The sequence below is a fragment of the Chryseobacterium lathyri genome (assembly GCF_003290185.1).
Taxonomy (GTDB): Bacteria; Bacteroidota; Bacteroidia; order Flavobacteriales; family Weeksellaceae; genus Chryseobacterium; species Chryseobacterium lathyri.
In genome coordinates, this window is the sequence record NZ_QNFY01000012.1 from 1 (window position 1) to 25,634 (window position 25,634).

Annotated in this window: 22 protein-coding genes; 13 read left to right on the forward strand and 9 right to left on the reverse strand. The window is 34.7% G+C overall.

What is annotated here, in order from left to right; translation table 11 throughout:
- A partial coding sequence (locus DRF61_RS16475) for a T9SS C-terminal target domain-containing protein (protein WP_111959291.1) occupies positions 1 to 1,050 on the reverse strand: 1,050 nt, incomplete at its 3' end.
- 359 nt (positions 1,051 to 1,409) lie between these two features.
- Between DRF61_RS16475 and DRF61_RS16480 the strand changes: the two genes are divergently transcribed.
- The 3 genes from DRF61_RS16480 to DRF61_RS16490 all read left to right on the forward strand — a co-directional run bounded on the left by DRF61_RS16480 (position 1,410) and on the right by DRF61_RS16490 (position 3,233).
- Positions 1,410 to 1,664, forward strand: coding sequence for a helix-turn-helix domain-containing protein (locus tag DRF61_RS16480; RefSeq protein WP_111959044.1), 255 nt, complete (start codon positions 1,410 to 1,412; stop codon positions 1,662 to 1,664).
- A gap of 550 nt (positions 1,665 to 2,214) precedes the next feature.
- Positions 2,215 to 2,580, forward strand: coding sequence for a hypothetical protein (locus DRF61_RS16485; RefSeq protein WP_111959046.1), 366 nt, complete (start codon positions 2,215 to 2,217; stop codon positions 2,578 to 2,580).
- Complete coding sequence (locus DRF61_RS16490) at positions 2,577 to 3,233, forward strand: hypothetical protein (protein ID WP_111959048.1); 657 nt, start codon at positions 2,577 to 2,579, stop codon at positions 3,231 to 3,233. The genes DRF61_RS16485 and DRF61_RS16490 overlap by 4 nt, the downstream gene beginning before the upstream one ends.
- A 422-nt stretch (positions 3,234 to 3,655) precedes the next feature.
- Here DRF61_RS16490 and DRF61_RS16495 read toward each other — a convergent pair whose 3' ends face one another.
- From DRF61_RS16495 to DRF61_RS16510, 4 genes are all read right to left on the reverse strand, one after another.
- Complete coding sequence (locus DRF61_RS16495) at positions 3,656 to 4,693, reverse strand: hypothetical protein (protein ID WP_111959050.1); 1,038 nt, start codon at positions 4,691 to 4,693, stop codon at positions 3,656 to 3,658.
- A 197-nt stretch (positions 4,694 to 4,890) separates the two neighbouring features.
- Positions 4,891 to 5,610 carry a hypothetical protein gene (locus tag DRF61_RS16500; RefSeq protein ID WP_111959052.1) on the reverse strand — a complete coding sequence of 240 codons (720 nt, stop codon included), beginning with the start codon at positions 5,608 to 5,610 and terminating at the stop codon, positions 4,891 to 4,893.
- A 603-nt stretch (positions 5,611 to 6,213) separates the two neighbouring features.
- The gene (locus DRF61_RS16505) at positions 6,214 to 7,065 is read right to left on the reverse strand and encodes a hypothetical protein (protein WP_146897264.1); all 852 of its coding nucleotides are present in this window, start codon (positions 7,063 to 7,065) and stop codon (positions 6,214 to 6,216) included.
- A gap of 156 nt (positions 7,066 to 7,221) precedes the next feature.
- Entirely contained in the window at positions 7,222 to 7,503 is a 282-nt protein-coding gene (locus DRF61_RS16510) for a helix-turn-helix domain-containing protein (RefSeq protein ID WP_111959056.1), read from the reverse strand.
- A 1,068-nt stretch (positions 7,504 to 8,571) separates the two neighbouring features.
- Here DRF61_RS16510 and DRF61_RS22670 point away from each other — a divergent pair.
- The 6 genes from DRF61_RS22670 to DRF61_RS16545 all read left to right on the forward strand — a co-directional run bounded on the left by DRF61_RS22670 (position 8,572) and on the right by DRF61_RS16545 (position 13,637).
- Entirely contained in the window at positions 8,572 to 9,090 is a 519-nt protein-coding gene (locus DRF61_RS22670; protein WP_167409441.1) for a helix-turn-helix transcriptional regulator, read from the forward strand.
- A gap of 146 nt (positions 9,091 to 9,236) precedes the next feature.
- Entirely contained in the window at positions 9,237 to 9,845 is a 609-nt protein-coding gene (locus tag DRF61_RS16525; protein ID WP_146897258.1) for a hypothetical protein, read from the forward strand.
- Between the two features lie 78 nt (positions 9,846 to 9,923).
- Entirely contained in the window at positions 9,924 to 11,789 is a 1,866-nt protein-coding gene (locus tag DRF61_RS16530; RefSeq protein WP_111959064.1) for an autotransporter outer membrane beta-barrel domain-containing protein, read from the forward strand.
- 12 nt (positions 11,790 to 11,801) lie between these two features.
- On the forward strand, positions 11,802 to 12,485 hold the full coding sequence (locus tag DRF61_RS16535) for a hypothetical protein (RefSeq protein WP_111959066.1): 684 nt from the start codon (positions 11,802 to 11,804) through the stop codon (positions 12,483 to 12,485).
- Positions 12,486 to 12,790: 305 nt separating this feature from the next.
- Entirely contained in the window at positions 12,791 to 13,216 is a 426-nt protein-coding gene (locus DRF61_RS16540) for a transposase (RefSeq protein ID WP_111959068.1), read from the forward strand.
- 91 nt (positions 13,217 to 13,307) lie between these two features.
- Positions 13,308 to 13,637: a helix-turn-helix domain-containing protein gene (locus tag DRF61_RS16545; RefSeq protein WP_111959070.1), complete on the forward strand. Its 330-nt coding sequence runs from the start codon at positions 13,308 to 13,310 to the stop codon at positions 13,635 to 13,637.
- 325 nt (positions 13,638 to 13,962) lie between these two features.
- Here DRF61_RS16545 and DRF61_RS16550 read toward each other — a convergent pair whose 3' ends face one another.
- From DRF61_RS16550 to DRF61_RS16560, 3 genes are all read right to left on the reverse strand, one after another.
- The gene (locus tag DRF61_RS16550) at positions 13,963 to 15,258 is read right to left on the reverse strand and encodes a hypothetical protein (RefSeq protein ID WP_111959072.1); all 1,296 of its coding nucleotides are present in this window, start codon (positions 15,256 to 15,258) and stop codon (positions 13,963 to 13,965) included.
- A gap of 205 nt (positions 15,259 to 15,463) precedes the next feature.
- On the reverse strand, positions 15,464 to 16,753 hold the full coding sequence (locus DRF61_RS16555) for a tyrosine-type recombinase/integrase (protein WP_146897255.1): 1,290 nt from the start codon (positions 16,751 to 16,753) through the stop codon (positions 15,464 to 15,466).
- Between the two features lie 278 nt (positions 16,754 to 17,031).
- Positions 17,032 to 18,609 carry a Na+/H+ antiporter gene (locus DRF61_RS16560; protein WP_111959076.1) on the reverse strand — a complete coding sequence of 526 codons (1,578 nt, stop codon included), beginning with the start codon at positions 18,607 to 18,609 and terminating at the stop codon, positions 17,032 to 17,034.
- Between the two features lie 244 nt (positions 18,610 to 18,853).
- Here DRF61_RS16560 and DRF61_RS16565 point away from each other — a divergent pair, with 244 nt between their 5' ends.
- Together DRF61_RS16565 and map are read left to right on the forward strand one after the other, a co-directional pair.
- Entirely contained in the window at positions 18,854 to 20,248 is a 1,395-nt protein-coding gene (locus DRF61_RS16565; protein WP_111959078.1) for an MAC/perforin domain-containing protein, read from the forward strand.
- Between the two features lie 231 nt (positions 20,249 to 20,479).
- The gene (gene map, locus DRF61_RS16570; protein ID WP_111959080.1) at positions 20,480 to 21,244 is read left to right on the forward strand and encodes a type I methionyl aminopeptidase; all 765 of its coding nucleotides are present in this window, start codon (positions 20,480 to 20,482) and stop codon (positions 21,242 to 21,244) included.
- A gap of 121 nt (positions 21,245 to 21,365) precedes the next feature.
- On the opposite strand, the gene DRF61_RS16575 is transcribed toward map, so the two are convergent.
- Positions 21,366 to 23,507 (reverse strand): outer membrane beta-barrel protein, encoded by a 2,142-nt coding sequence (locus tag DRF61_RS16575; protein ID WP_111959082.1) that lies wholly within the window; start codon positions 23,505 to 23,507, stop codon positions 21,366 to 21,368.
- Positions 23,508 to 23,812: 305 nt separating this feature from the next.
- On the opposite strand from DRF61_RS16575, the gene DRF61_RS16580 reads away from it, so the two are divergent.
- Positions 23,813 to 24,859 carry an MBL fold metallo-hydrolase gene (locus DRF61_RS16580; protein WP_111959295.1) on the forward strand — a complete coding sequence of 349 codons (1,047 nt, stop codon included), beginning with the start codon at positions 23,813 to 23,815 and terminating at the stop codon, positions 24,857 to 24,859.
- A gap of 56 nt (positions 24,860 to 24,915) precedes the next feature.
- Positions 24,916 to 25,566 (forward strand): hypothetical protein, encoded by a 651-nt coding sequence (locus DRF61_RS16585; protein ID WP_111959083.1) that lies wholly within the window; start codon positions 24,916 to 24,918, stop codon positions 25,564 to 25,566.
- The last annotated feature ends 68 nt before the right edge of the window (positions 25,567 to 25,634 follow it).

Consider the following 25,634-nt stretch of genomic DNA (forward strand, 5'->3'; position numbering starts at 1 on the left):
ATCTTGGTTCTTGGCTCCCCGATCTTGACTCTGGATTACACTCGTTCCCATTAGAATATCCCGGTTTCCAAAATTGTAGGATTTCTGCCAAAGCTCTTCACCTCTTTCGTTTAAGGAGATCAGCCACAGATCGGTTCCTTCTTCGATTCCTGCTGTTTTGTTTCCTGATCTTTCAGATCTGGATTCGCCGCCAATTAAATAGCCTGACGAAGTTAAGGCGAGCGTTCTTAAATGGTCATCTGCTTTGCCACCAAAATTCTTTTCCCATTCAGTTTTCCCCATTTTATCCAGCTTGATCACCCAGTAATCTCCTTCGCCAAAATTTTCAGTTTTCTTTGATCCGCCAATGTTGCTTCTTGAATAGATCCCTAATAAAGCACCTCCGTCTTTGGTAGGGATCATTTTCTCCACTTCATCTAATCCTTTTCCTCCTAAAATAGACTGAGAGAGCTCTTTTCCATCTTTATCGAGTTTTACAATTAAAATATCTTTGGAACCATAACCTTTAGCTGAGTTTTGAACATTTCCTGCTAAGAAGAATCCTAAGTCTGTTGTTTGAATAACAGATCTTGCTTCTTCATCGGATGCTGATCCTAAAGTTTTCTGCCAGAGTTCGTCTCCGAATTCATTGAGACGTATGAGCCAAATATCTGAACCTCCTTTTGATTCATCTTTCTTATCTTTATTTTTTCCAGAATATGAGGTACCAGAGAGCAAAAACCCGCCGTCTTGCGTAGTAACGGTTGCTGATAGATAGTCATGATTGTTTCCTGAGAAATATTTTTCCCAAACTTCTTCTCCTTGTTGGTTCAGTTTTATTGCATGAAAATCGTAGCCGTTGTTTTGTTTCTGGTTTGAGGTCCCTGAGCTTATTGAAGGGCTGGCTTGAATTGAGCTTCCCGTGATCAGATACTGTTGATCTATTGTTGTAGTAACCTGGCTTAGAAAATCCTGCGTAGAGGATTTGATGTCTTTTTGCCAGACAACCTCCTGAGCTGCCAGACCCAGAATTGTGCACATCGTAAATGCACTCATGTAGAGTTTTTTCATATTTGTTATTTTATGCGCAAATTTAAAATTATATTTTAATCTCAGTATGGGGAAAACCGTATATTTTAATTAGTGATTTTACGGTCGGTTATTTAACCGGATAAATAATATCTCATCATAAGTGTGGTTTAAATGTTATTATTCTATTCTTCTTACTGTAACAAAAATATAATCATGAGACGACAAAGTGTGTCGTATTATATAAATGCATAATTAATTAATTTGTAATGACAAAAATAAAAATGAGTCCCCAATAATTATTGTGGATTACCATAAGTAATATTATTTTCCTACAAATATATAAATTGTAGTAATATAAGGTTACAAAAATGCAGTACTTTATATTTCACTTTGTATAAGTGAAAATAATAGACGAAAATAAAATTACTGAATTAAAAGCCAGAATTCCTGTTGATGTCGGCAATCAGATTAGAAAGTTCCGTGAGAAAAAGAAACTTTCTCAGACTGAACTAGCTGAATTGATAGGGAAGGACAGACAATATCTCTATAAAATAGAAAAAGGGAAAGTAACCTCAAATGTTTTCACAATTGCTCTTATAGCTTCTGCCCTAGACATTTCATTGGCTGATTTGGTGGAAGAAATAAAACTTTAGGCGGGAAATGATAAGTGAGGCCTAAATTACTAAGTAAGTTTAATTTTAGTAAAAATTTTATTACTATCTGGTGTAATCTATAAGAATATTTTTTGCCAAGGAGCAATACCAGTTCAGGACTATTCTTTTTTGTAATCTAAAAGCATTCAATAAAACTATCTTAAATTTCAAATAAATATAATTGCATTTTATTCATAAATAGGCTTGTAGGGATAAGTAGGTGTGTAAATTGTAAGTTTTGTATCTAAATAGTCCTTATATGTAATGAGTGACAGAATAACAGTTTAGGTATATTAATTAATAGATTGAAGGTAATTTACTGTTTGAGAACTGTATAAAGATTTCACCTTTATGCTTTTCACAATGCATTTCCAAATTTAAAAATCGATTTAATGTAAAGTATCCAGTTTAATGTTCATAGGATAATCTTTCCTAATATAATTCTTATAGCCACTTATATATCATTTTAACGGCTATGAATTTTAAAACAAGCCTTTTTTTCTATAATATTTAATAGACTTTTATTTTTATATTAGTAGAAATAATAAATATGAATAAAGAATATTTTCAAAAAGTCTTGGAGGAAGAACAAGAGATCAGAAGAGATAAATTTTACCTTTTTATGAAGAATGAAGGTTTCACAGAAACAATTGGTAAGAATCTCAATTTTGCTGACGACATGCCTTTATTTTATAAAAGGATAGGGGAAAATAAATTTCTGGTTTTTAATATTCCTTATTATGGAAAAGTTAAAGGCAGGTTTTTTCAAGCGGACTTTTGGCGAGTTAAGGTAAATAATGAAGATGCCTTTTTGAAAAAAAAGATTGATAAAAACCTGTATGATGATATAATTCTAGGTTTTAGAATGGAAAGAAATTTAGAATTATACTATAAAGAAATAGGTAGGGAAGTATGAAAGCGGAAGAACTGGAAAAATATAGTAAATTAATTGATGAACTCATTGACGGCGAAAAAACCGAAGAAAATACCAATGCATTCATCGACTCTTCATTTAACTTATGGGGTGAAATTATTAAAGAAAGTGGTATTAAAGATGAATTTGAGTTTTCCTATTTCCCATATCTTGCTATACAGACATCAGCAAGATCTAATAAATTCAATAGTAGTTTTAATTTATCTTTAAATCGTTTATACTGGGAAATAACTTTTGATAGTTATATAAATAATTGGGAAAATGTAAAAAACTTAAATGATTCTTTTATGGCTGATTTTTTTACCATTTGTAATAAGTATGATATAAAATTTATAGCTGGTTATAGCCCTGACTACAATAAAGAAATCACACCGGAATTTAACGCTAAGTTTAAAAGCAATATTTTTAATCTAATGCATTCTTACATTTCTTTAATGAATCTTGATTCATATAGTAGGGAACATCAATCATTAGGGAGATTTTCTATCACATGGAAATTACCTGAAGGTTTTGACCTGCAAAAAATAATTGAAGAACTAAAAATCGCTTTCAAATGGATGTATAAATTTAATTACAATCTTTGGAAAGTTGAAGATATTAGAAGGCAGAATAGAGAAAACAGACAACGGAAATAGATTATAATTAAATAAACTAAAGTCTTTTATCATATTTGGAGAGGATAAATAAGAATAAAAGTTTCATGTCAAATATAATATTTTTGACAGCAAGCGGAATAATGCAAGTTTAAGACCTTTCCCATTTTCTTATTCCTTTAATAGTAAATAAGTCAGAAATTGGAGAGACGCATATAATATCATTTCTATATAGCTGTACAAGTGTTTTTGCCAGATTTGTTTAAAATAAAAGGCAGTTATATAATATATAAGGGATGCGTTTTAAAACGCCCATTATATATTATAGTGGGTAAGAGACTAATAGTTTAAGTAGATCAGATAGCAGGGTGAAAAAAAATCACCTTTGGAAGCTATAAAAATGACCTCCCCCTATAGGCTTTTGATGATCTGTTTCCTAATTTCAAAGTCGATTTATTACCATGCTACAGCTTTCTCATTCCATACTTGGATAAGATCATGTTTAGATCTTCCTGATCCTGCTTATTCTGGATCGGGTATTTAGAACTGTTTTTCTCTTGGGTAAAATGAGTATTGGTTGATTTTTGTTTCAGGGTTTCTCGCGAGATTTCTTCAAAGAATCCTGCCAGTTGATTATTCGTTATGGTTGGGTATTCTTTTCTAAGAAAATCAATAATTCCTGATTGTACAAGCAGCCCTATTCTCTGTATCTGTGATCGGGTAAGAGGTTCTGCTTCTTCTTTTTTATTAAGATCAATATGTTGTTTTTTTCTTTCAAACTCCAGTTCCAGCTCATGTTCTGTAAAGTCCCTTATGTTGATAAGTTCCTGTTTGCAGGTTTCTTCTACAAGGTGTATAAGCTGGTCTTTATAAAATAATTTAGAAGCCCAATCCCATCTTTTGGAATCGTTTTTAGAAATTTCGCCCCATCTTTTTTCCTGTTCATCTTCTATTTTTTCGTTTATTAATTCATGTTCAGCATCATATTTTTCGTAATTGCTGTCATTCTCATTATTGTCTAAGTACTTAAAATAAAACTCTCTACTTTGATTTTCCAAGCCCTTTATAAGCTCCGTCTCAAATTCTTCCTCATAGTTTCCTATCAAATCAGTAAGTCGTTTGCCATCATCCTCTCTCAGTGCTTTTGTTATTTCTAAGGCTGTTTCATGGTCATATAAGCTAAATACCTTTAATTCAAAATTCGGGCTGAACAGCTCATTAATAAAGCTTTCATAATCTAAAAAATTCTTCTCATCATGTGGAAGTAATGATAAAAGCTCCTGCTCATCACTATAGCGTTCTTCATCCAGAAGCCGGGATATTAAATCATGCTCTTTAGATAAAATAATTTCTTGGTAGGGAACTTCTGAAACTAATGTTTCGTAGCTGTTCCGGTAATAAGTAAGATAGTCTGTGTAGGTAATATCTTTTACATTTTTATAGAAATAGTCTTTAAAATTATCCTTGAAGGATTTAAGGGTATAATAAACAGGGTAATCCATACGCTTCCGGTTGCCATTAAAAAACCTCCTGCATATTAATGGGGAGGCTAACATCATAGATGAGAAAATTCTACATTTCTCTTATATCAAATATAATATTTTTTTTCAGAAGCAGGAAAGCAAAGATTTTAAATATATTGTTTTAACTATTCTAAACACGATTTTGAAAAATATAAGAAAACGAGTCGTGATATATACTATTCTTTAGTTTCGGGAATGTCAATTGTTTTCAGAATTCCTTCAATAGTACAGAGCTGTTCTGGACTCATTTGTTTTATGATTTCCTGGTTTAGTATCGTTCCTCCAATCTGAATAAAATTATTTTGATTCTGTATCAGGGTATTGTTATTAGTACCATCGTTATTGTTTCCCGATAGACCTTTTTTTAAAGTCCCAATGCATTCCAGATATAATTTTGCCGCTTTCATGTCACCACTCATACCATACTGAAGAATCGCTGTCATTAATTTAAACTGCATAATCTGAAACTGCTCCATATATTCTACATGATAGGGGCTGTTTTTATAGTCTTTCAGGTGTTTATGAATAGTTTGTCTGCTCAGCTCGGTTTTACTGGCTATTTCTGCTTTTGTAGGCATTCTGTTATTCTCTTTGATGAGGTTAGAGATAGCCCACATGATATTAAGATGATTGGATTCCCAGATTTGATTTTTAGTATCATCTATCATTATAGCCTCAATCTTTTCATAAAAGACTTCTCTTTCTTCACCTCGTAGCGGATTGAAACGGTTTTGAATAATTTCAGAAAATCTATCTCTTTCCTCATTGGTAAAATCTTTTATATCAGCATGGGTAATTTTTTTAAGTGCCAGAACCGAGTTTATTTTAATTTCAGATTCTGTCAACTTCTGTAAACCTTTATTATTTTGCGGGGGTTGTTTTCTTTCTCTTTTCATTGTATTGTAATTTTAAATTATAATCCGTAATCACGGAAAAACGGAGTTCAAAATTCAGGGCTCTTTTTTAGCCGTTTTAGGGTTGCTTTTCGATTGCTTTTGGAATTTCCAATTTCAGGTTTTATAGGGTTTTGAATGTTAAGCTTTATGAAGTTCCGATGTCAAGTTTTGACAGGTTTTAAATATGGAGTTCTGAGATTTGTACATGAAATTTCACATTTTGAACCTTAACAAATCTTAACAACCTTTTATTTCAAAGATGCATGATTCCTCAGTATTCAGGAGACCTTTTTTGTGGTTCACTTTGTGGCTCAGTTTGCGGTTCAAATTTGACTATCAAAATTTTCCGGAAAGTTTTTTTTACCCAAATTTTAAAAGTTGACCTCTTTTTTAAGCCTTATATTTTGCTGTCCGTGATTTAATTAGTATTTCAATTCATTTTAAATATTCTTTAAACAAAACAAAGTTTATATTAAGAATATCATAATCGTAATTCTATGTTTTTTGAGCTTCTTTTTTTCTTTCTATTTTATAAATTATTGTATTATTTATGATCTCATTTTATTAGAGTTATTTTACCAAAAGGTGCAAATTCCAAATTTATCAGTCTGAGCGGATTTTTTCATTTTTGAAAAGTCCTGATTTCATTGGTATTCCCTGTGTGGAATTTGCACCACTTAGCAAATCAAAAATTTTGTCTAAAATCAGCACCTTTAATTGATGATGCAGATTGTTTTTATTTTGTGATTTATGATAGTATTTTTTGACTTCTCTTGCATAGCAGTTTCGATAGGGATTTTGCAATTTTGTTATCCAATATTCAATTGTGCCTGCTTCGGTTATATATTTTACCTCAGAAGGTTTTAACCCTGTTAAATCAGGCTCTAAATTGATGATAAGGACATTTTCCCACTCACTTAATAAACTTTCTCCCATCTTCTTGTAAACTTCATCACAGAATAAGTCACAGAGTGAGTAGATTCCCAGCTTACGGATATTTTTTCTCTGCTTGCTTCTAACCTCAAAACGGAATGTATTTCTTTGTATACCGTACTGTGGATAGTTTACAAACTGGATACCCTTATCATAGGCTTTAATCTGTTTATAGGGAGTGGCATTGGTTATCTTATAGGTCCTGATACTGCTGCTAAAAATAAAAGGTGTTTTCTTGTAATATATGATTCCTTCGATGAGGTTTTTCATATTCATTTCCGGGATAATATTAACACCGTATTCCAAATTAATTAGTTGCATCTCTATAAATTCTGATGGCTCAATTTTCAGAATAGAAAATATTTCTGTCAAAACTTCTTTGCAGTCTTCGGGGTTGAAGTCATTCCCGTTATGTTTATTCCCATTGAAATAGTAGTGCGGAGTGATGAGTATATCTACAAAAATGAATTCATTTCCAGCTGTGTTTTTAGATCTGCGGCATTCCAGTTTAATATTCTGCATTGTATGTTGGTATATAGTAGTATGATTTCCCTTACTCCTTAACTGCTCAAAGTCTGTATTATTAACCAGATTGTTTATTACTTTCTGGTAAAACGTTCGGAATTTAAGGAAATCCAGCATGATACTTTGAAATTCTAAGGTCACAACAGGACTTAATTACAGCTTGTTACGGTTAATGAACTCATCAATTTCGTTTCTCTTGAAGTAGATTCGGTTTCCCAGCCCATAGGCAATCAGGGTTCCTTCCTTTCTCCATCGGTGAAGGGTCGATAAATCAATATGAAGCATTTCACATACTTCATTGCGGGTAAGGTAGCTGGTAGGCTCTTTGGGCTGGAATTCCTCTTTTAGTTGTTCTCTAAGTTCAGGAATGATTTCTTTTTTTATTTCCCGGATCAGATCATCCGGTGTGGTTCCGATAAATTGAATCGTTGTCATAATAACTGTTTTAAATATTATGCAACAAAGGTGAATTCGGAAAAAATTCGGAACAAAATTATTTTTCCGAACTATGTTTTATTTACGTTAGTACAGTAATGAGATAAGTAGCATGCTTACTCGAATTAAAATATTTTTTAACGATTGAATTGAAATTTCTTTTACATTTTTAATCAGTTTTTCTTTTTTTGCTTCAGAAGAAAAGAGGTAGTTTATATTCATAAAAATTTTTAAAGGCTCTTACAATCATTTTTTGTTTCCCAATTTATAACTGAGTTGAAATATTCCAAATTGTTATATTTGTACTTTGAAATAAGTTTTTGAATTAGAAAAACAATAAAAAAATAGCGTTTCGCTTTAGATCCTGTTACGGAAATACGACCAATTTTTTTTAAGTAACACAGGAAGTAAAGTAGAGATGCCTGCAATTCTCGTGGGCATTCCTTTGCTTTGTGTTGCTGCCTTTGGTCGGGCTTCCGTAACATGCAAATGGAATTTAGCCCACGTTTTTATGTAAAGGTCCGATGAATAATGTTGAATCTTATAACGGCTATTTATCCACAAAGCTTTGCTATTAAACTTTAAAAGTACCTTGGGATGAAAAATTTGATTTACTTCATATCTAATACTGTTTCTTATTTAGGAACTGATAAAGAAACTTCGAGCACAGCCGATAATGATTCTATTATTATTTTGAATCAATACATTTTTCTATTATGCCTTATATTTCTATTGCACGACATCTATAGTCTTATCTTTATAAGAGATCTGCCAACCAATATTCTGCTTTTTGCTATTTCGTGCGTATTTTTTCTTTGCCTATTTATTCCCGTAAATATCAGGATGAATAAATATTTTATTTCCTTTTTCTTTATGCTCCTAACCTTTGTGATCACTTATTATTCTTCTTTATGTGGAGTTGAAAGCGGAGTATTCCTTTTTTATTTCTCCTTAATCCCAGCATTACAATTTTTTTTTTCATGGAAAAAGGATAGATTCTTTATTATATTCTTACTATTCTTTATTCTTTTACAGCTATACGTATCGGCAAGCACTGGTTTTAAATTGGTGAATAATGCCAGCAAATACATCAATTTCAGACGTGCATTATTGTTAATGAATATCAGCTTTCTTTTGCTAAGCCTGGCCCTTAATTCTTTCTTTTTTTACAGGAAAATAAAAACCTATTATTTTATTTTAAACAGGGACCTGCATAAGAATATGCAGATAGATAATTTGAATCAGGAAGTTGTCCGGTTAAAAAGGCTATTAAATAAGGATGTATTTTCTGAAGAAACTTTAAAAGATCTTGTGGACTCAATACAATTGAACGATACCGTCTTTCTTGAAAAATTTGAAGTATTTTTTCCCGGTTTTTTTGATAAAGTTCAAAAGATCAGCGAAAATCCTCTTACAGGTTCCGACCTTAAAATGTGCGCTATGCTCAAGTTGGGTTTTACAGCTAAACAAATTGCAATCTATACCAATTCTTCAATCAAGTCTGTAGAAGGAAAAATATACAGGCTAAGAAAGAAATTGAATATCAATACTGATGAGGATTCAAAAGCCTGGTTTATAGTATTATAGCTTATTTTTAGTGCCGTTTTGAAACCCCCAATTTTCCCCGCGAGTGTTTTCGAGGTCAGAATTTTCTGCTTTTTTTTTTGATTTTATGTCTTTTTGCATATTTAAGACTGATACCACAAGTTCAGTCTGTGGATCTAAAAAGCAAAATGATGAGAAAAGGGGGCAGAAAAGTCAAGAAAATTATTTTTCTTTTTACGGACAGTGTATTAACACTGGTCGGGCTTATCTGCTGTTTCTTCCCGGTTTCCCTTACTGCACAGGTTTATATTTCAGATAATGTACAATTAACAATTGGCGAGCATACTCAATTCTATACCGGAGAAGAAGTAATTAAATCTGGTAAAGTATTTGTAGCGGACAAGACTACCATCGTAGGTGGGTTTAGTGGAGAGAAAAAACATATTCGCTCAACCCGGATCACAAAAAAGGAAAGATTGATAGCCCGGAATTCAAAGAAGAGGGTAAGGGGAAAAGAAAAAATAGTTTCTAAACAAATTAGTCCTCGCTTTACATTTCATATTATTCCGCAAGAGACCAGCTCATTTATGGTCAGTATTTCTAAGCGATGTTTATTTAGCATCCCCGGTGTTTATGTTTATAAAAATATCTATGCAGGCGGTCCGCTTCGAAATATAATAGCATGCTTTTTTTCAAAAGAAAAGAAAACCACTTACACTTATGTGTTTTATCCCTTGACAGAAAACTACTGGCAGGTGCATGGTGAACGTGGGCCGCCATTAAATAAACACACTTAAAATGTTATTTACCCTATGTAGCTTGATAGCTCCTGAAGTGGGTGATTCAAAAACACAATCAAATTTAAACACAAACTTATGCATAAACCTTTATACGGTAAGCTTGCTATGATTTGCCTGCTTACTTTTTTACCCGTTTCTGTATTTTCACAGACCAATTATTATGTGAAATCAGGAGGAACCGGCAGTGGTAGTTCCTGGGATAGCCCTTTAGGAGCCATACCTGTTCTTGCCCAAACATTGAATAATGTTCATATTTATGTAGCTGAAGGTGATTATAATTTAGGAACAACCACTTATTCCTATACAGGTAATGATGTTCTTTTTCAGGGTGGGTTTCCAGCTGATGCCACAGGTACAGACCTCACAGGGTACAACCCGGAAATGTATATTTCCAGAATTATCAAACCTGCTAATGACGGACTATTTGCCATTGGAACCACATCTGCCACTTTTAATGTAAATAAATTGACTATAAAAGGAATTTATTATACTAACACAGGAACCGGAAGTGCCGGTAATTTTTTCTCCGCTGGTGTAAATGGAAATTATCAGCTGAAAATTGAAGACTGTACGATTCACGATGCAACAGCGACTGCCGGTTTTATAAGAACCGATACATTCACTTCTACAACTACGCCGGTTACCCAATGGATACACAACAACAAGTTTTACCGTAATACAATGGGAAGCACAGGTGTTATTGCTTATTCTGTAGTTAATGGAAATATTAAAGTTCTCTTCAGCAATAATTTAATTGGAGAAGGTAACTCAACCGATGGAACAGGATTTTATGCGACAACTGCCGGGAATACAGCTACAAGCCAGGCACGCTTTTATATTATCGGGAATATATTTTCATGCGGAACGGCCAACTCTACAACCGGAGGAGTTTATTTTACAACAGCCGGAAATCTTGTTGCTAAAAACAATGTTTTCCTCGGTGTAAGAGGAACGAATTATGGTGGAGCAATATTCCTGACAGCATCAAGAGGATTCCAAATCGATAGCAATTATTTTATACAAAACTACACCAGTAATACAACTGTAGGTGCCGGGGGAGCTATAGCCATTGAAGGTTCCATTGATGTTGGAAGTATGATCACCACCAATTATATCAAGAATAATTTCTTTTTTGAGAATAAGGTCAATACATCAACTAATGGGGGTAGCGCAATTTCCCTTGCAGCAGCAACAGCGAGTACGGCAGCAACGGGAGCGGTTGACATTACCGGGAATATATTTGCTTATAATTCAGCTCTTGCAGGTACAGGCACAAACCGTCAGGCAACTATCCAAACCCGCGGAAATAATATAGGAAATATTTCCAATAATGTATTTTATGGTAACCGTAACAGTGGCGGAGATCAGGATATTTACGCGGAGATAAGAGCTACTAATGCTTCTAATATAACAGGAGTTATTGACAATAATAAATTTCAACTGCCCAATGCAGTAGCTTATATCGGAAACAATCTGCAACTGAAAATAGTCGCAGGTACAGGAAATACCTTCGGTACAACCAAAGCAGACATCGCAGATGTTAATGCAGGCGATTTTACAATCGATTGTTATACAGGAAGTGTGGGCTGTTTCAAAATAGACGACAGTGATGCTGCTATGGCAAAAATCTCAAAAATAGGCATATCCACTTTCAAATCCCAATCAAAAAGCTGGCCTCAAAAAGATATGGATGGCAATGATATTAATAATGGTATCATGGTCTTAGATTCAAATACAAAACCATTGGTAGTCACCAGAGTAAAGAACCCTGCTAAAACACTCGGAACAGATGCATCATTGAAAGGAGCTGTGGCTTATGACACTGAAAGAAAATGTCTGATGCTCTTTGATGGTAACAAATGGGACTGCCTTGCCAAAGGCTGTGACAAGTCTATCTATGACGTCCTGGAAAGTATAAAAGCACAATTGGGAACCCCTTAAAACTTAATAGTTATGAAAAAAATAATAGCATCAATATTGGTTACTGTGAGTCTTTCAGTAAAATCCCAGGTCATCATCGGTGATAATGCGGGCTCAGTACCGGCAAACAGCAATGCCATCTTGTCCTTTTCCTCAGAAAATATGGGAATTGTACTTCCTATAATCAATTCTGCAACGGAAACCGCATCATCCAACAATGTAGTGAGAGTTCCGGGAACACTTTACGTCAGCCGTGCGGATAAGCAGATAAAAGTTTATATGTTACCAACCACACAAAACAGCACAGGGCTTTTACCGCTTACTCCAACATTACCGGCAGCAGTTACTTTGCCTACCGCCAATACCGCAGCAGAATCCACACAAAATGCAGGAGTCATCATCGGGGCACAAACAACCAGCCAAAAAGGAATTCTTGTTTTGGAGAATGACAAGAAAACACTGGTTATGCCTTCGATTGGTACAAGAACTAATCCCCCTCATAAAGCTATAAAATCTCCATATATAGGAACAATAGGTTTTGCAGAAACCGATAATGTAGTTTTTCCGACCACAAAACCCAGTAAAAAGCTTTTATGGGTTTTTAACGGAGGGAATAAGAGCATCAACGGTGCCGGGCAATGGCACTTATGGAGAGCTGGAGCAGAATTGCCACCAACCGGAGTTATAGACCAGAATTACCTGGATAGTTTACCATAAAGAATGATTTTATTGATAAAGCCGGAAGCCTGACCAGCCCTTTGTTACAGAGCGCGGAGACTTTAATTAATCTATTTCTGCGTTTCTGTAACTTTTATTCTATTCCTGATAACCAGATAGTTGCAGTTCACCGCCTGACATTTATTTTGAAAGGATATAGCCAATAACAAACAAATCTGATCCAAGACCGGTTTTGTATAGAATGACATAAAAATAAATAATGGGGTTTGGTAAATGCTCTGTTAACTTAAAAATAATGGAGTTCCTTTTACTTAAGACTCTATGATGAAAAAGAAGAAATATTAATGGACAATTATAAGAATATTCATCTAGGAAGCTTGATCAAACAAGCTATTGAACATCAGGAAATAGAAATGTTCCGTATTTGTAATTTTTTCAAATGTTCTGAAAACGAAGTGATAGAAATGTGTCGACAGGAAAGCCTCCCTACAGATGTTCTGCTGAGATGGAGTAAATTATTGGAATATGATTTTTTCCGGCTGTACAGTCAGCATTTGATTCTTTATTCACCTCCGGCTCGTAACAATCAGTCTGAGAGCCCGAAGAGCAAATCAAACAATCTACATCGTTTCCGCAAAAATATCTATACCAAAGAGATCATAGATTTTATTTTAGAGCAAATTAGTACAGGAAAAATGACCCGGGCACAAATAATAGAAAAATATAAGATACCAAAAACAACGCTTTATAAGTGGATCAGTAAATATTAACATCTGGTTATAATTTTATCAATAACCTGATTCTTTTTTAAAGATGAATCTTTTATAAAACATGCTCAGACGATTTTTTTAACAATATAGTATGGAAAATAAACTCAATACACCAGATTATAAACAGATATTTATAGATATTATAGAACAAAAGTTTCCGGATAAAAACGATGAGTATGTTTCTATTTTAAACAAAGAAAAATTCTCTGTTATGGAGATAATTGAGATCAACAAAATGATATTCGGAACTAACGAACAGAATTTGACATTCAACCAGAAACAACATTCCTACAGCAAATCTGATATTCTTAAAATTTTGGATTTTCAGAAAAAGAACCGATTAAACAATACCAAACTGGCGATGCATTTTAAATTAAGCAGGAATACGGTTGCTAAATGGAAGAAAACGTTTTTAGTATGATGTATGAAGGTAATGTTTCTGTTCTAGACACATTTTAATGACCATTCATAATGGATTTACCTGGTTTTGAAATGATTTTAAATTTAGAATATGCTTCTTATTGGTTTTCCAATATATAATAAATGGGTTTACGCTTATCTTAATCATCAGATTTTCAAAGTAAAGACAAAATCCAAAAGTATTCCGCATTTTTAGTAATGCCTTCAACCTTTAAATATGGTTCATCTTTAATCTTATGATAGATATGGTGTACAGCATTTTCACCTTGTAACATTATGTTGAAAGCACAAAACTGTATTTCTTTCTGGTTAGAAAGCCCAGCCATTCATTTTTCCGAACACAGTTGTAAGATAACAGCTTTCATTCCGAAACGGGTGAGGATGAGGTCCAGCTCTTCTTTATCCTGAATGTTTTTGATAGGGTATTTTAATGAATTTTTATCTTTTGTAAACTGGCTGCTTTGATTCCGTGCTGTAATAGGTTCTTTGGTTAAGAGTTCAAAGAATTTTGCTAACTGGTTATCTGTAATGTTAGGATATTGGGACCGCAGGAAATCCAGTATTCCGGTATGGTGTAGCAAAGCGATATTTTTTGTCTTACTAATTTTGAATTCTGAAATATCAATATCGCTTTCAACTCCCTGCGGAGATATTTCTCTAATCTTTCTGATGATCATACGCTGAAACTCATACAGGGAAAAGAATTCATAAGGAAATAGTAAACTTTCAATATCTACTTGTAAGTATTCTTTTTCTCCGTACGCCTTTTCATGGGCTTCATGTATTTCTTTTTGCCTGTCTGTTAATAAATGCTCAAGGATTTTATTTACATAGGGTATAGGCAGGTTTTTGGCTTCACGCTCTTTGATGGCCTGCTTTATGTCCTCACGGGTAAATTCAGCCTGTTTTTCACCTGTTTCAATAAAGAGATAGAATTCCAGGTCTTTCAATAATGATTTTAATAAATCAAGGTGATAGTTTTCTGTAATGTCTTTTAATGCTTTGCTTCTTTCAAAATACCCGACCTCATTATATCTGATATGATGAAAGAAATCCCAAACATCTACATTGATATTTTTTTTATCGGTGTAGGTTGTTTTAGGCGTATCCCGGAGCCTGAGCAAAATATTTTTTTCAATCTCAATCTGCTGGGTAATAAAGGCAATAATATCATAAAGCCCAGCTGTTTTTTTGTAAAACTCGGAATCCCTTATATTTTCTTCTCTTTTTAATGAGAATAAAAGACTTATTTTTTCGTGTAATGATTGTTTCTGCTGTTTAGTGCAGTGGTTTAATTCAATGCAGCTTGCTAAAAGTTCAGGGGACTGTATAAAATCCTCTTCCCTATATCCTGAAAGATTGAAATCATCCAGTAGGTTATTTTTTAGGATATAATGGCTGTGGTAGGGCATATAACCTTCAAGATCATCAAGGGTATCAATAATTTTAAATGTGGTAGTGTCGTTTTTATCATATTTGGCCCTGCAATTATCAATATAGCTATTATACTTTCTTTTAAGCATAGAAAGATACTGTAGCATATTATATTCGTTCTGAATTGAAAAGTCTATAAAATAGTTTTCTTTGAAATCTCTTAAACTTTCATAAATTATCGTTTCCATAACCTGTGATTTGGAAAGCTAAATTAAAAGGTAAATGCGACAAAGATTGTCGCATGATAATTTTATTTGTAGATCAGTTTTCGGAACCCGGAAAAATAAAATTAGAGTTAATGGTCGCCGCTGTTAAAATATTTGAACAAAAAAGAGAGTAATCTATTGTTACTCTCTTTTTATTGTCAGATAATTAATTCTGCTGGTTTTGGAATTAAGATATTTTTTGTTGTGCGATTTCTCTAAATGTTTTTGCCGTTTGCAAAGCATGATCTGATGAGGTTTTTCCGATATAAGATAAAAACATTCTTTCCGTTTTATGTCCTGTTATGGACATAATTTGAGGGGTTGTAAATCTTTTGTCTCCATAAAAATTAGTGGCGAAACTACGTCTGCATATGTGAGAGGAAACTAATTTATATTTCTCAGTTTCTACAATTTCATTTCGTTTTAAATCTTCATTGAAAACCTTTCCTTTAACAATGTTACTTATTCCGGCAACCTCGCAAACTTTTTTAATATATCTGTTAAACAATACAAAATTACTGTCTTTAGCTTTTCCAAAAGTAGGAGGGAAGTTTCCATTATAAATTTCTAAAATTTTTAAAACCTCATCATGTAGGGGAATTGAAACCTCATTGCCTGTTTTTATTTGTGTAAGTTCCAGAATAGGAAACTTATTTCCTTCATTATCAATTTTAGTGAAGACCATTCCTGAATTCATTCTTAAAAGATCAGAAACTCTTTGCCCTGTATAGCATCCAATAATAAGCCAGTGTTTAGCCGTAATTAAATCTTTTCCTATTACTTTGGCATTTTTGATTTTTTCAATTTCATCAAAATTTAAAAATACTTTTATTGACGGAACATTCTCAATAGTAAAGTTGTTGATAAGCCGGTTTATATTTTTAGCGTTGTTCTGTGCATCCAATAAAACGGTTTTTAAACACCTTAAAGTCCTGTTTGCAGTAGATTCCATCACTTTACAGTCGGTAAGCATAAAAACTCTAAACTCTAGCATTAATTTTTTATCAAATTCAGTAATTAAAAATTCGCTCTTCCTTTTAACTTCAAAAGCTTTAATTTTTGTTTGTAGTTGAATGAATTTTTGGATGGTAGCATTTTTAATATTGCTATCCATCTTCCGTAATTCAATATAGTTATTAAGATAAATCGAAAATAAATCGTCGTTTTCGGGATTGGAATTCCGTCCAAAGAATAAGTCAATTTTCTTTTTAAGCCAGTTTGTAGAGAAAATCACTCCTTTGCTAAAATCAGAATTATGTTCTTTCTGAATAAAGTTTGAAAGGTCATTTAATTGGATGGCGATAATTTTGTTTTCAGCCTTCGTTTGTTTGATCTGAGATTTTTCAACGCTCCAATCTTTGAAGTTAGCAGTTAGGCCTGTTCTGGTTTCAAAAACCTGATTCCGGGAGATACTGAAGCGTAAAAAAATTTGAGAATTATCAGTCTTAGCCTTTAGTCTGAATTTTACGGTTGCCATAATTTTGCATTTTGAATCTAACAAAGATAAATAAAAAAATAAGCGGTTGGGAAAAATTCCCAACCATTTCCCAACCGTTTTGAAATTCAATTCAATTTATTAAAATTATATACAATATTTGTAAATCCTTTTAAAATGTTTATTTATAGTATTTAAGGTATATTTTATGATATTTGCTGTGAATGTCAATTATTGTGTATTCTATTGTTCTGGTTCAGGTGGGACCACAATAATAAACCGCAATACTCTAATAAAAGTATTGCGGTTTTTATTATATTCTAACTTTTCATATTCAATCTTTCCTCCTGAAGATCAAGTAAACGAAGATGTTTTCTGATGATTTCTTCATCCAACAAAAGTTCTTCGCGGTTTTTATTAATAAGCCAGATTCTTTGAGTTTCGAGAATATCAATATAAATATTCCGGTATTCATTGTAATTAATGATGATTTCTGAACTGCTCAGTTGTTTTTCGTATTTCTGTAATTGATCTTTTAATGCCGGGAAGCTTTCTATTTTGTGAGCATAATCACTACGGATTTTATCAACGGCCACTTGAGCAAGGCTGTTCTGAATTTCATAATCGATTTCCTTTTCACTTCTCACAAAATCACGGTCTATAGGTGGGAATTTTTTTAATAAAAAAGGAAGTGTGAGTCCCTGAACAAGCAATGTTAAAAGAATCACGACAAATGTGATGAAAAGAATCAGATTTCTTTGTGGAAAGGGCGCCCCGTCATCTAAAGTCAGGGGAATTGAAAGTGCTGCTGCTAAAGAAACTACACCTCTCATTCCCGTCCAGCCAATGATCATGGGCGTTTTCCAGCCAGGAGATTGTGCATCTGCAACGGTGATGAAATTTCTCATAATTAAGGTCGTAACCACCGCTGCATAGCCGGCAAAAATTCTTACAATAACCAGAACTGCGGTAACCGCAACTCCATAACCAATTGCCGTATAAATATCGGTGTCACCTAAACCGGAAACAATCTCGGGCAGATCTAAGCCGATGAGCATGAAAACAATTCCATTCAGCAAAAAACAAAAACTTTCCCAAACTGTTACGGTGCGTATTCTGGAGGCACTGCTCAAAAAATCGTGACTGCGGTAAGAGAGGAATAAGCCGCCACTTACCACCGCCAGAACTCCGGAGGCGTGAAGCTGCTCTGCTGCCAGATACATCGAAAAGGGCGCAATAAAAGTCAGTAAAATATCAGTGTTTGAATCGGTGGGGAAAATCTTGTGCATTTTCAGAAAAATATATGCGATGATAAGTCCTATTCCTACACCGCCAATGCACATCCAAACAAAACTTCCTGCTGCTTCATGCCATACAAACTGTCCGGTTGCTGCGGCAATCATTGCAAAGCGGAAAATAATTAAAGAAGAAGCATCATTCAGTAAACTTTCGCCCTCTAGAATGGAAGCTAGTCTTTTGGGTACTTTTACAAACTTTAAAATCGCACCGGCACTTACTGCATCGGGTGGAGAAACAATTCCGCCCAATAAAAAGCCTAGAGCTAAAGAAAATCCCGGAATAAAATAATTGGCGAAGACGGCAACCGATAACGCGGTGAAAAACACAACGACAAAAGCAAAGCTGAAAATAATTCTCCGCCACCGCCAAAGTTCTTTCCATGAAGTTGACCAGGCTGCTTCATACAATAAGGGCGGTAAAAAAATGATAAATATTAATTCCGGTTCTATTTTTATGGGTGGTACGCCCGGAATAAAACTTATTAAAAGCCCCGCCAACACAAGCAAAACAGGATAGGCGACCTTAATTTTTTTCGCCAGCATAATAAGCATGGTGATAAGCAGAACCAAAAAAAGATAGAATTCGAAATTTTCTAACATGTATAAATTTTAGATAAATATATATCAAATTTTTAAAAACATTTAGAACCTGCTTAAAATTTAAACACACTCTAAATGTTGGAGATATAGAAATGGTACCGATTAAATTTAGACTGTTTCTATCTATCATTTACATGGGCTCTTCTCATGAGTTATTAAAATCCCTAATTAGTGATATATATCATATTGTTTTACTTTTTTCACCATGTGTTGAATATTACTTTTGTTGAAAATTTTAATAACTATGAAAAAACAAATTTTACTTTGCTTCAGCACATTGCTGTTGCTTTTCATGGCTTCATGTTCTTCGGAAGAGTTGAACACTGAAGTGACATCTGAGAACCTTGGAAAAGAGAGTCGTATAGCCGCCGGAAAATTTGCAGGTGACGGGCAGTATGATGTTCTGGGACATGGTTATAATGCCGCGGGTGAATATGCAAATGCGAGTGCAGCAGGTTTTAAAGTAATTGATATTGACAGATTCAAGGCTGAGCAAGGTCCCAGATTGGTTGCTGAAAATACACTTTCACAAGAGTATGTTGAAGAGTATGGTGAAAATGCCGAAACCTATTCTAAAATGGTGTCGACCAAAGTAGATGTAACGGCTGGTATCCCATTATTTAAGAAAACACTTTCAGTGGGCTTTAATTCTGCAGTGACTAACACCAATAAGTTTGATGCAAAATATATTTATGGAAGTTACAATCTTTTAATCAAGCAAAGAAGATTGAGATTCAATGCAACAACAGATATGTTGGGAGACTACCTGACTCCTGAATTTACGCAGGATTTACAGACAAAAACACCTCAGCAAATTGTCCAGGATTATGGTACACACGTAACGGTAGACATTTATACGGGTGCTAAAATGGATGTTATATTCCAATCTGAAACAACTAATGAATCCCGTGACCGTGCAGCCAGAATCGGTGTGAAAGTCGGAATGAAAGGTATTTTTGATGTCAATGTAGAGAACGATGTAAATACAGCGGAATCACACAAAAACTTCTCCAGAAAATTATCATATAGAACAAGAGGGGGAGATCCTTCAAAAGGCCTGATCGGTGAATTGAACCTGGACCAATCCAATCCTAAAATCAATATCGCCAACTGGCAAAACAGTTCTACTGTAAATAATGCTGTTTTGGTAGATTTTGGAAATAATGGACTGGTATTTATTTATGATTTAGTAAAAGATCCGGTTAAAAAAGCTCAGCTTCAGGCATATGTCAATCAATATTTGATTGATAATAAAGTTTTCTTAGATTATATTCCTGTTCCGGTCTACGGTTTTTATAGTCCTGGCGACAGAGATCATTACCTAGCAACTTCTCCTGGGACACCTTATAATTATCAGGCTGAAGGCGAGCAGTTTAAAGCATATACTTATAAAGCTCCGAATACCGTTCCGGTTTATCAGTTCTACAGTGGAAGTGAAAGAGACCACTATTATTCTACTCATTCTGGAACGCCTAACCAATATACCTATGAAGGAATTGCATTTTATGCAACAATGGACAGTTCAAAAAAACCTATTTATCAGTTCTATAGCGGAAGTGAAAGAGATCACTATTATTCTACTTATCCCGGAACTCCAATTAATTATGTAGCAGAGGGCATTCCTTTTTATGCCTATTAATTAAATATATTTGTTGATATCTTTACAGGAAGCCGTCTCACATGAAAGTTGAGACGGTTTTTTATTGGGTTTCAATTTCAATAAGTTTTTATTATGAATATTTGTTTTGGTTCTGTGGTGGAAATTATGAACTTATAGGCGAGGTAAATAATATTTCAAATCCTTAACTTTGTCGTTTTCAAACGGTATTAAACTCGTGAAAAAAAATCCATATAACCAAAAGAAACAACAATGTCAATAACGAATGAACATGAATTGGCAGGAATGCAGAAAGTGAGTGAAGCTGTAGCCTATACCTTAAAAGAAATGATTAATTATGCCCAACCCGGTATGACGACAAAAGAAATTGATGAATACGGGGCGAAGATCCTTTCAGATTTTGGTGCAAAATCAGCTCCTTATTTAACGTATGGTTTTCCTGGTTGGACCTGTATCAGTGTGGATAATGAATTTTGTCATGGTATTCCGACTGATCAACGGATTTTAAAAGAAGGAGATCTGATTAATATTGATGTTTCAGCAGAACTTAACGGATATTGGGCAGATAACGGAGGTTCTTTTGTTATTGGAAAAGATATTAATTCCCACCAAAAACTGGTAGATGCTTCCAAAGATATTTTACAAAAAGCCATCAATTCTATAAAAGGAGGTGTGAAAATAGCTGATATTGGATTTCTCATGGAAACTGAAGCTAAGAAAAGAGGTTTTAAAGTGATTAAGAATCTTGCCGGGCATGGTGTTGGGAAAAGCTTACACGAGCAGCCTGATGAGCTGTTTAATTATAAAAACCGTTTCGATTCCAGACGGTTCAAAAAGAACTCTGTGGTGGCCATAGAGACATTTATTTCAACATCTTCAAACCTTGCTGTAGAGCTCAATGACGGTTGGACCATGGTAGGGAACAAAGGAGGGTATATGGCACAGCACGAACATACCATTGTGGTTACGGATGGAAAACCCATTATTTTAACACAAATGAATGAAATCCTGAACTAAGAATTTACTCTTCATATAGAATAAAAAGACACTTACATCAATGCAAGTGTCTTTTTTAGCTATTATTTTTGCTTGTTTATTTCGTTTGCAAACAGTCTCTGCCGGCACTTATTTTTTATTTTTATTTTCCGCCGCCGCTGTTTTTCTCTACATCCGTCTTCGTATTTCCCTTTACTTTCTGATTTCCGAAACGTTTCACAAAAGTAAGTGAAAATCCATACCAGTCGGATCTGGTAGAACTTCTGGTGGTTCCGACCTGGCTGAAGGTGGTGGAATCAAAATTCGGTCTGCTGAAAATATTCATCAGCTGAAGGCTTACTTCCATCTGCGTTTTAGGGAATATTTTGGTGGCAGAGATATTGTGGAAAATATTCGTTTTATTCGCATAGGAATTTCCGTTGTTCTGGTTGGAAAGCTCTACCCATGCACTTAGGTTAATGTTTTTGTCAAACAGGTTGGTGTACGACAGATTAGCTGAAGCACCCAGATAGCTTATATAATTTTTACCCTTCAGATCATTGACTTCGTTGAAATCATGATTGTCGATATAATACCATCCAACTCCTACATTCACATTCATTTTATTTTTCAGGAAAGTCTGGTTGGTATTCGCAAACAGATAATACTTCTGCACCTTTCCGTTGAAATTGGCAGGCAGGCTAACCGTTCTTCCATTTTCCTCTGCAATAGATGTCCAGTAATCCCTGTCAGTGTACATATATCTGGCCGAAAGAAAATACTTTTTCAGGATCCCGAATTTCATATAGAGCCTGTGACTGGGGTTAGGCTCCAGGTCCATATTTCCACGTGAGTACGTTCCGTCATTGGTAGGGACAAGAAAAGGATTAAATTCCGAATACCACGGACGCCAGAGATTACGGTTATAAGTAAGACTCAGATCATATTTATCCGAAAAAGAATATTTCACCAATAGATTGGGAAGAAGAGTACTGTAAGAATCTTTTCTTTCCGTACCGGCTACATCCTGTCTCATTTTATAATCGATATGTTCATAACGGACTCCCACTCTTGTTTCCAGCTTCTCGAAAAAAGTTTTGCTGTAGTTCACATACAGGGAATTGATATTATCCTCATAGTGGAAAACATCGTTCGAAGGGAGATTATCTGCATTGTTTCCGGATACATTATTGGGGATCACATTGTTATTGAAATCCATTTTTCCACCCACTTCAAAGCTTCCGCCCTTTCCAAGCGGTTGCGTATAATCTACTTTTAGATAATAGTTTCGGGTCTGTTCATGAGAATCCAGGCCTAACAAGCTCACAGCCGGTGTTATATTGGATGTTTTTAAAAACCAATTTGTATTTTCCTGAGAATTGTAATTGGACCCTAAATTGACATCCAATATCCTGTTTTTCTCTTTATCATAATACTTATAAAAAAGATTTGTTCCCAGCGTTCGGTAGCGCCCTGTTGCATCCTGCTCCTGATGATAAGAATCAAACAGCACATCATTTTTCGACCGTATGAAGTCAGAATCCGAGGTTGTGGAACTTTTGCTTTGATAATATTCAAGGATAAGTCCTATATTATTTTTATCATTCAGTTCATATTCAGAGGTTGAGGAAAGGGAAGGACTTTTATTTCTGCTTATGTTTTCATTGTTGGTTTGGGTAACATCATTATCCTTGTATAAAGAGTTGATGTATAGGCTCTTTTGTGCCCAGGTATTGTCGCTGTAACTTCCGACAAGAGTCTGCGTGAAATTTTTCTTGTGGTAATTAAGATTAAGATTCGTATACTGAGAATTTTTAGTATTCTGCCTGTTATTGAAGGTTACGCTGCCCTTCATTCCTTCATCATCTCTCTTTTTCAGTACAATATTGATGACCGATCCGGCTGTTTCATAACGGGATGACGGGCTTGTGATCACCTCAATTTTCATCAGATTATCTGCAGGAATGGTTTTCAGATATTCCTTTAATTCCTTCCCAGTAAAAACAGATTTTCTATCGTTGATGTAAACCGTCACCGATTCGCCCTCCGCTTTTATGGCATCGTTATTGTCAATGCTCACCAAAGGGGTCATTCTAAGGACATCCCAGGTTGTATTTCCTGCAAGGATAGAGCTGTTGGACACATTAAACACCGTTCTGTCCACCTTGGATTCTACAGTAGGTTTTCTGGCCGTTAATGTAACCCCTTCAATCTGGTTTTCCTTCTCCTTGATGGTGTCATTTTTTACTTGTGCAAATGTTAAAGAACCGATTAATAATGCAGCTGAAGATATAATTATTTTCATTCAAAGTGATATTTCACCAATAAGACAGTTATTGCAGGACATTTGTTACATCACATTGGGGAAATAAATAAAAAATTCACCGATACTGTTGTTTTTATTGAAAATTATACTCCATAAGAAGTGTTGGGGCTGATCCATTTACTGTTTCATATCAAAAGTTACAGAACTATGTGCAGAAGATATTAGATCATATAAAGTAAAACGCTCCCTTTATTCGTTGATTCATATAAATAAGAAATCTATTCTTATATTTATTCATCTGATACATCTTAATGATCAGGATTCAGAGCATAAAAACAGTGATAATGAATTTAAAGAAACAAATGGGGCAGTTTCCCAACGAAAAAAGAAAAACCTATTTCAGTACGCTGACCAACTATACCAACGGAAAATTTCAGAATATACTTCCCACACCTGCATTACTGGAAGGAGAAAGCATGACCAAATTACTCCTGCAGGCCCTATGCAAAGTTGAGAATACAAGCCCGAAATCATCTCTTCCCTTTGTGATCACAGATCTGAAAAACCTTAAACCGGAAGAAAATGTTCTCGTATGGTTCGGGCACAGCTCTTACTTTATCCAGATCGATGGCAAAAAATTCCTTGTAGATCCTGTCTTCAGTGGCAACGCTTCACCAATGCCGGGTTCCCTAAAGGCCTTCCCCGGATCAGATCATTACAAACCGGAAGATATGCCGGATATAGACTTTCTCCTGATTTCCCATGATCATTGGGATCACCTGGATTATTCCACTGTTCAGACGCTTAAAGACAAAGTAGGTCAGGTGATATGCGGACTGGGGACAGGGCAGCATTTCGAGTACTGGGGCTGGGATTCAGAAAAAATTATTGAGAAAAACTGGTGGGACAGCATTTATCTGGAAGGTGGCTTCACCATTACACTGACTCCTGCAAGACATTTCTCGGGAAGACTCCTGAACCGGAATATCTCACTGTGGACTTCCTTTGTTTTACAGACTCCATCTAAAAAATTGTTCTTAGGCGGTGACAGCGGTTACGGAGATCACTTTAAAGAGATCGGGGAGAAGTACGGACCGTTTGATCTTGCGGTTATGGAATGCGGCCAATACAATGAAAAATGGCCTTACATTCACAGCCTTCCGGAGCAGATTATCAAAGAAGTACAGGAGTTGAAAGCTAAAAACTTTATTCCTGTCCATAATTCTAAATTTAAATTAGCTCAGCATCCCTGGTTTGAGCCATTGGAACTTGTTTCAAAATATGCAGAAGAAAACAGTATCCCTGTGACACTTCCTATGATTGGAGAAAAAACAGATCTCGATCAGCTGGGAGAAATAACCTGGAAAAAATGGTGGAAGGAATTGATGTAATTCAGAGCTTTGTAGAAAATCTTTATTCTGTTATCAATCTTATAAAATATCTGTAAATGGATATGTTTAAATCCTGTATTTCATTAATTTCAGATCCCTGGAAAGAAAAATATCGGGCTGTTCTTGCCAGAGAGCATCTACAAACTATGGAAAATAATATCGTGAAATTTCAGAACAAGAGTCTGGAATGGGAGCAGCCATATTTTAATGAAGAAATTAAAACAGACAGAAAAGAAAGTTTTGAGCTTTTTATCAATATATTTCAAAACAAGGATACAGATGAGGTAAAAGCAGCTCATCTTGAAAAAATACCTTTTGAACACTGGCTGAATATTTTGGGACAGCGCCTGACTTCTGCCAGCGTTCGTGATGAAAATGCTGTTCCACCTTTGAAAGATACTTTGCTTGAAGCCTGCCGGAAACCTTTTAACAGCGAAATTACCATTGCGCAGAGAGCCTGGGAAAAACATATCGGAAGAATGGATGATGAGTTTTGGGGCGAGATCAAAGGGAATAATCTGCAGAAACAGGAAAAAGTCATGGAAAAGATCAGCTATATTCTGGACAACAGAACCTGGTGGAATGTTTTCTATCATTACAAACATGAACTTGTTTTTGAAGCCAGGGAAAAAGAAGGTCACGGGATCCGATGGAGCCACGGAGGAAAACAGTTAATCGGTTTCCTGGAAAAATTTATCAATGAATAGCGTATAAAACTTTACTTGCGTAAAAAGATTGCGTACTGTGCAGATAATTTTGTATTGATAAAGTTTCA

Excerpts from the sequence above, each read along its gene's own strand:
- DRF61_RS16485 (WP_111959046.1), top strand. The coding sequence starts at position 2,215 with ATGAATAAAGAATATTTTCAAAAAGTCTTGGAGGAAGAACAAGAGATC.
- DRF61_RS16490 (WP_111959048.1), top strand. The coding sequence starts at position 2,577 with ATGAAAGCGGAAGAACTGGAAAAATATAGTAAATTAATTGATGAACTC.
- DRF61_RS16495 (WP_111959050.1), bottom strand. The coding sequence starts at position 4,693 with ATGGATTACCCTGTTTATTATACCCTTAAATCCTTCAAGGATAATTTT.
- DRF61_RS16500 (WP_111959052.1), bottom strand. The coding sequence starts at position 5,610 with ATGAAAAGAGAAAGAAAACAACCCCCGCAAAATAATAAAGGTTTACAG.
- DRF61_RS16505 (WP_146897264.1), bottom strand. The coding sequence starts at position 7,065 with ATGCAGAATATTAAACTGGAATGCCGCAGATCTAAAAACACAGCTGGA.
- DRF61_RS16510 (WP_111959056.1), bottom strand. The coding sequence starts at position 7,503 with ATGACAACGATTCAATTTATCGGAACCACACCGGATGATCTGATCCGG.
- DRF61_RS16525 (WP_146897258.1), top strand. The coding sequence starts at position 9,237 with ATGATGAGAAAAGGGGGCAGAAAAGTCAAGAAAATTATTTTTCTTTTT.
- DRF61_RS16530 (WP_111959064.1), top strand. The coding sequence starts at position 9,924 with ATGCATAAACCTTTATACGGTAAGCTTGCTATGATTTGCCTGCTTACT.
- DRF61_RS16535 (WP_111959066.1), top strand. The coding sequence starts at position 11,802 with ATGAAAAAAATAATAGCATCAATATTGGTTACTGTGAGTCTTTCAGTA.
- DRF61_RS16540 (WP_111959068.1), top strand. The coding sequence starts at position 12,791 with ATGGACAATTATAAGAATATTCATCTAGGAAGCTTGATCAAACAAGCT.
- DRF61_RS16545 (WP_111959070.1), top strand. The coding sequence starts at position 13,308 with ATGGAAAATAAACTCAATACACCAGATTATAAACAGATATTTATAGAT.
- DRF61_RS16550 (WP_111959072.1), bottom strand. The coding sequence starts at position 15,258 with ATGGAAACGATAATTTATGAAAGTTTAAGAGATTTCAAAGAAAACTAT.
- DRF61_RS16555 (WP_146897255.1), bottom strand. The coding sequence starts at position 16,753 with ATGGCAACCGTAAAATTCAGACTAAAGGCTAAGACTGATAATTCTCAA.
- DRF61_RS16560 (WP_111959076.1), bottom strand. The coding sequence starts at position 18,609 with ATGTTAGAAAATTTCGAATTCTATCTTTTTTTGGTTCTGCTTATCACC.
- DRF61_RS16565 (WP_111959078.1), top strand. The coding sequence starts at position 18,854 with ATGAAAAAACAAATTTTACTTTGCTTCAGCACATTGCTGTTGCTTTTC.
- map (WP_111959080.1), top strand. The coding sequence starts at position 20,480 with ATGTCAATAACGAATGAACATGAATTGGCAGGAATGCAGAAAGTGAGT.
- DRF61_RS16575 (WP_111959082.1), bottom strand. The coding sequence starts at position 23,507 with ATGAAAATAATTATATCTTCAGCTGCATTATTAATCGGTTCTTTAACA.
- DRF61_RS16580 (WP_111959295.1), top strand. The coding sequence starts at position 23,813 with ATGAATTTAAAGAAACAAATGGGGCAGTTTCCCAACGAAAAAAGAAAA.
- DRF61_RS16585 (WP_111959083.1), top strand. The coding sequence starts at position 24,916 with ATGGATATGTTTAAATCCTGTATTTCATTAATTTCAGATCCCTGGAAA.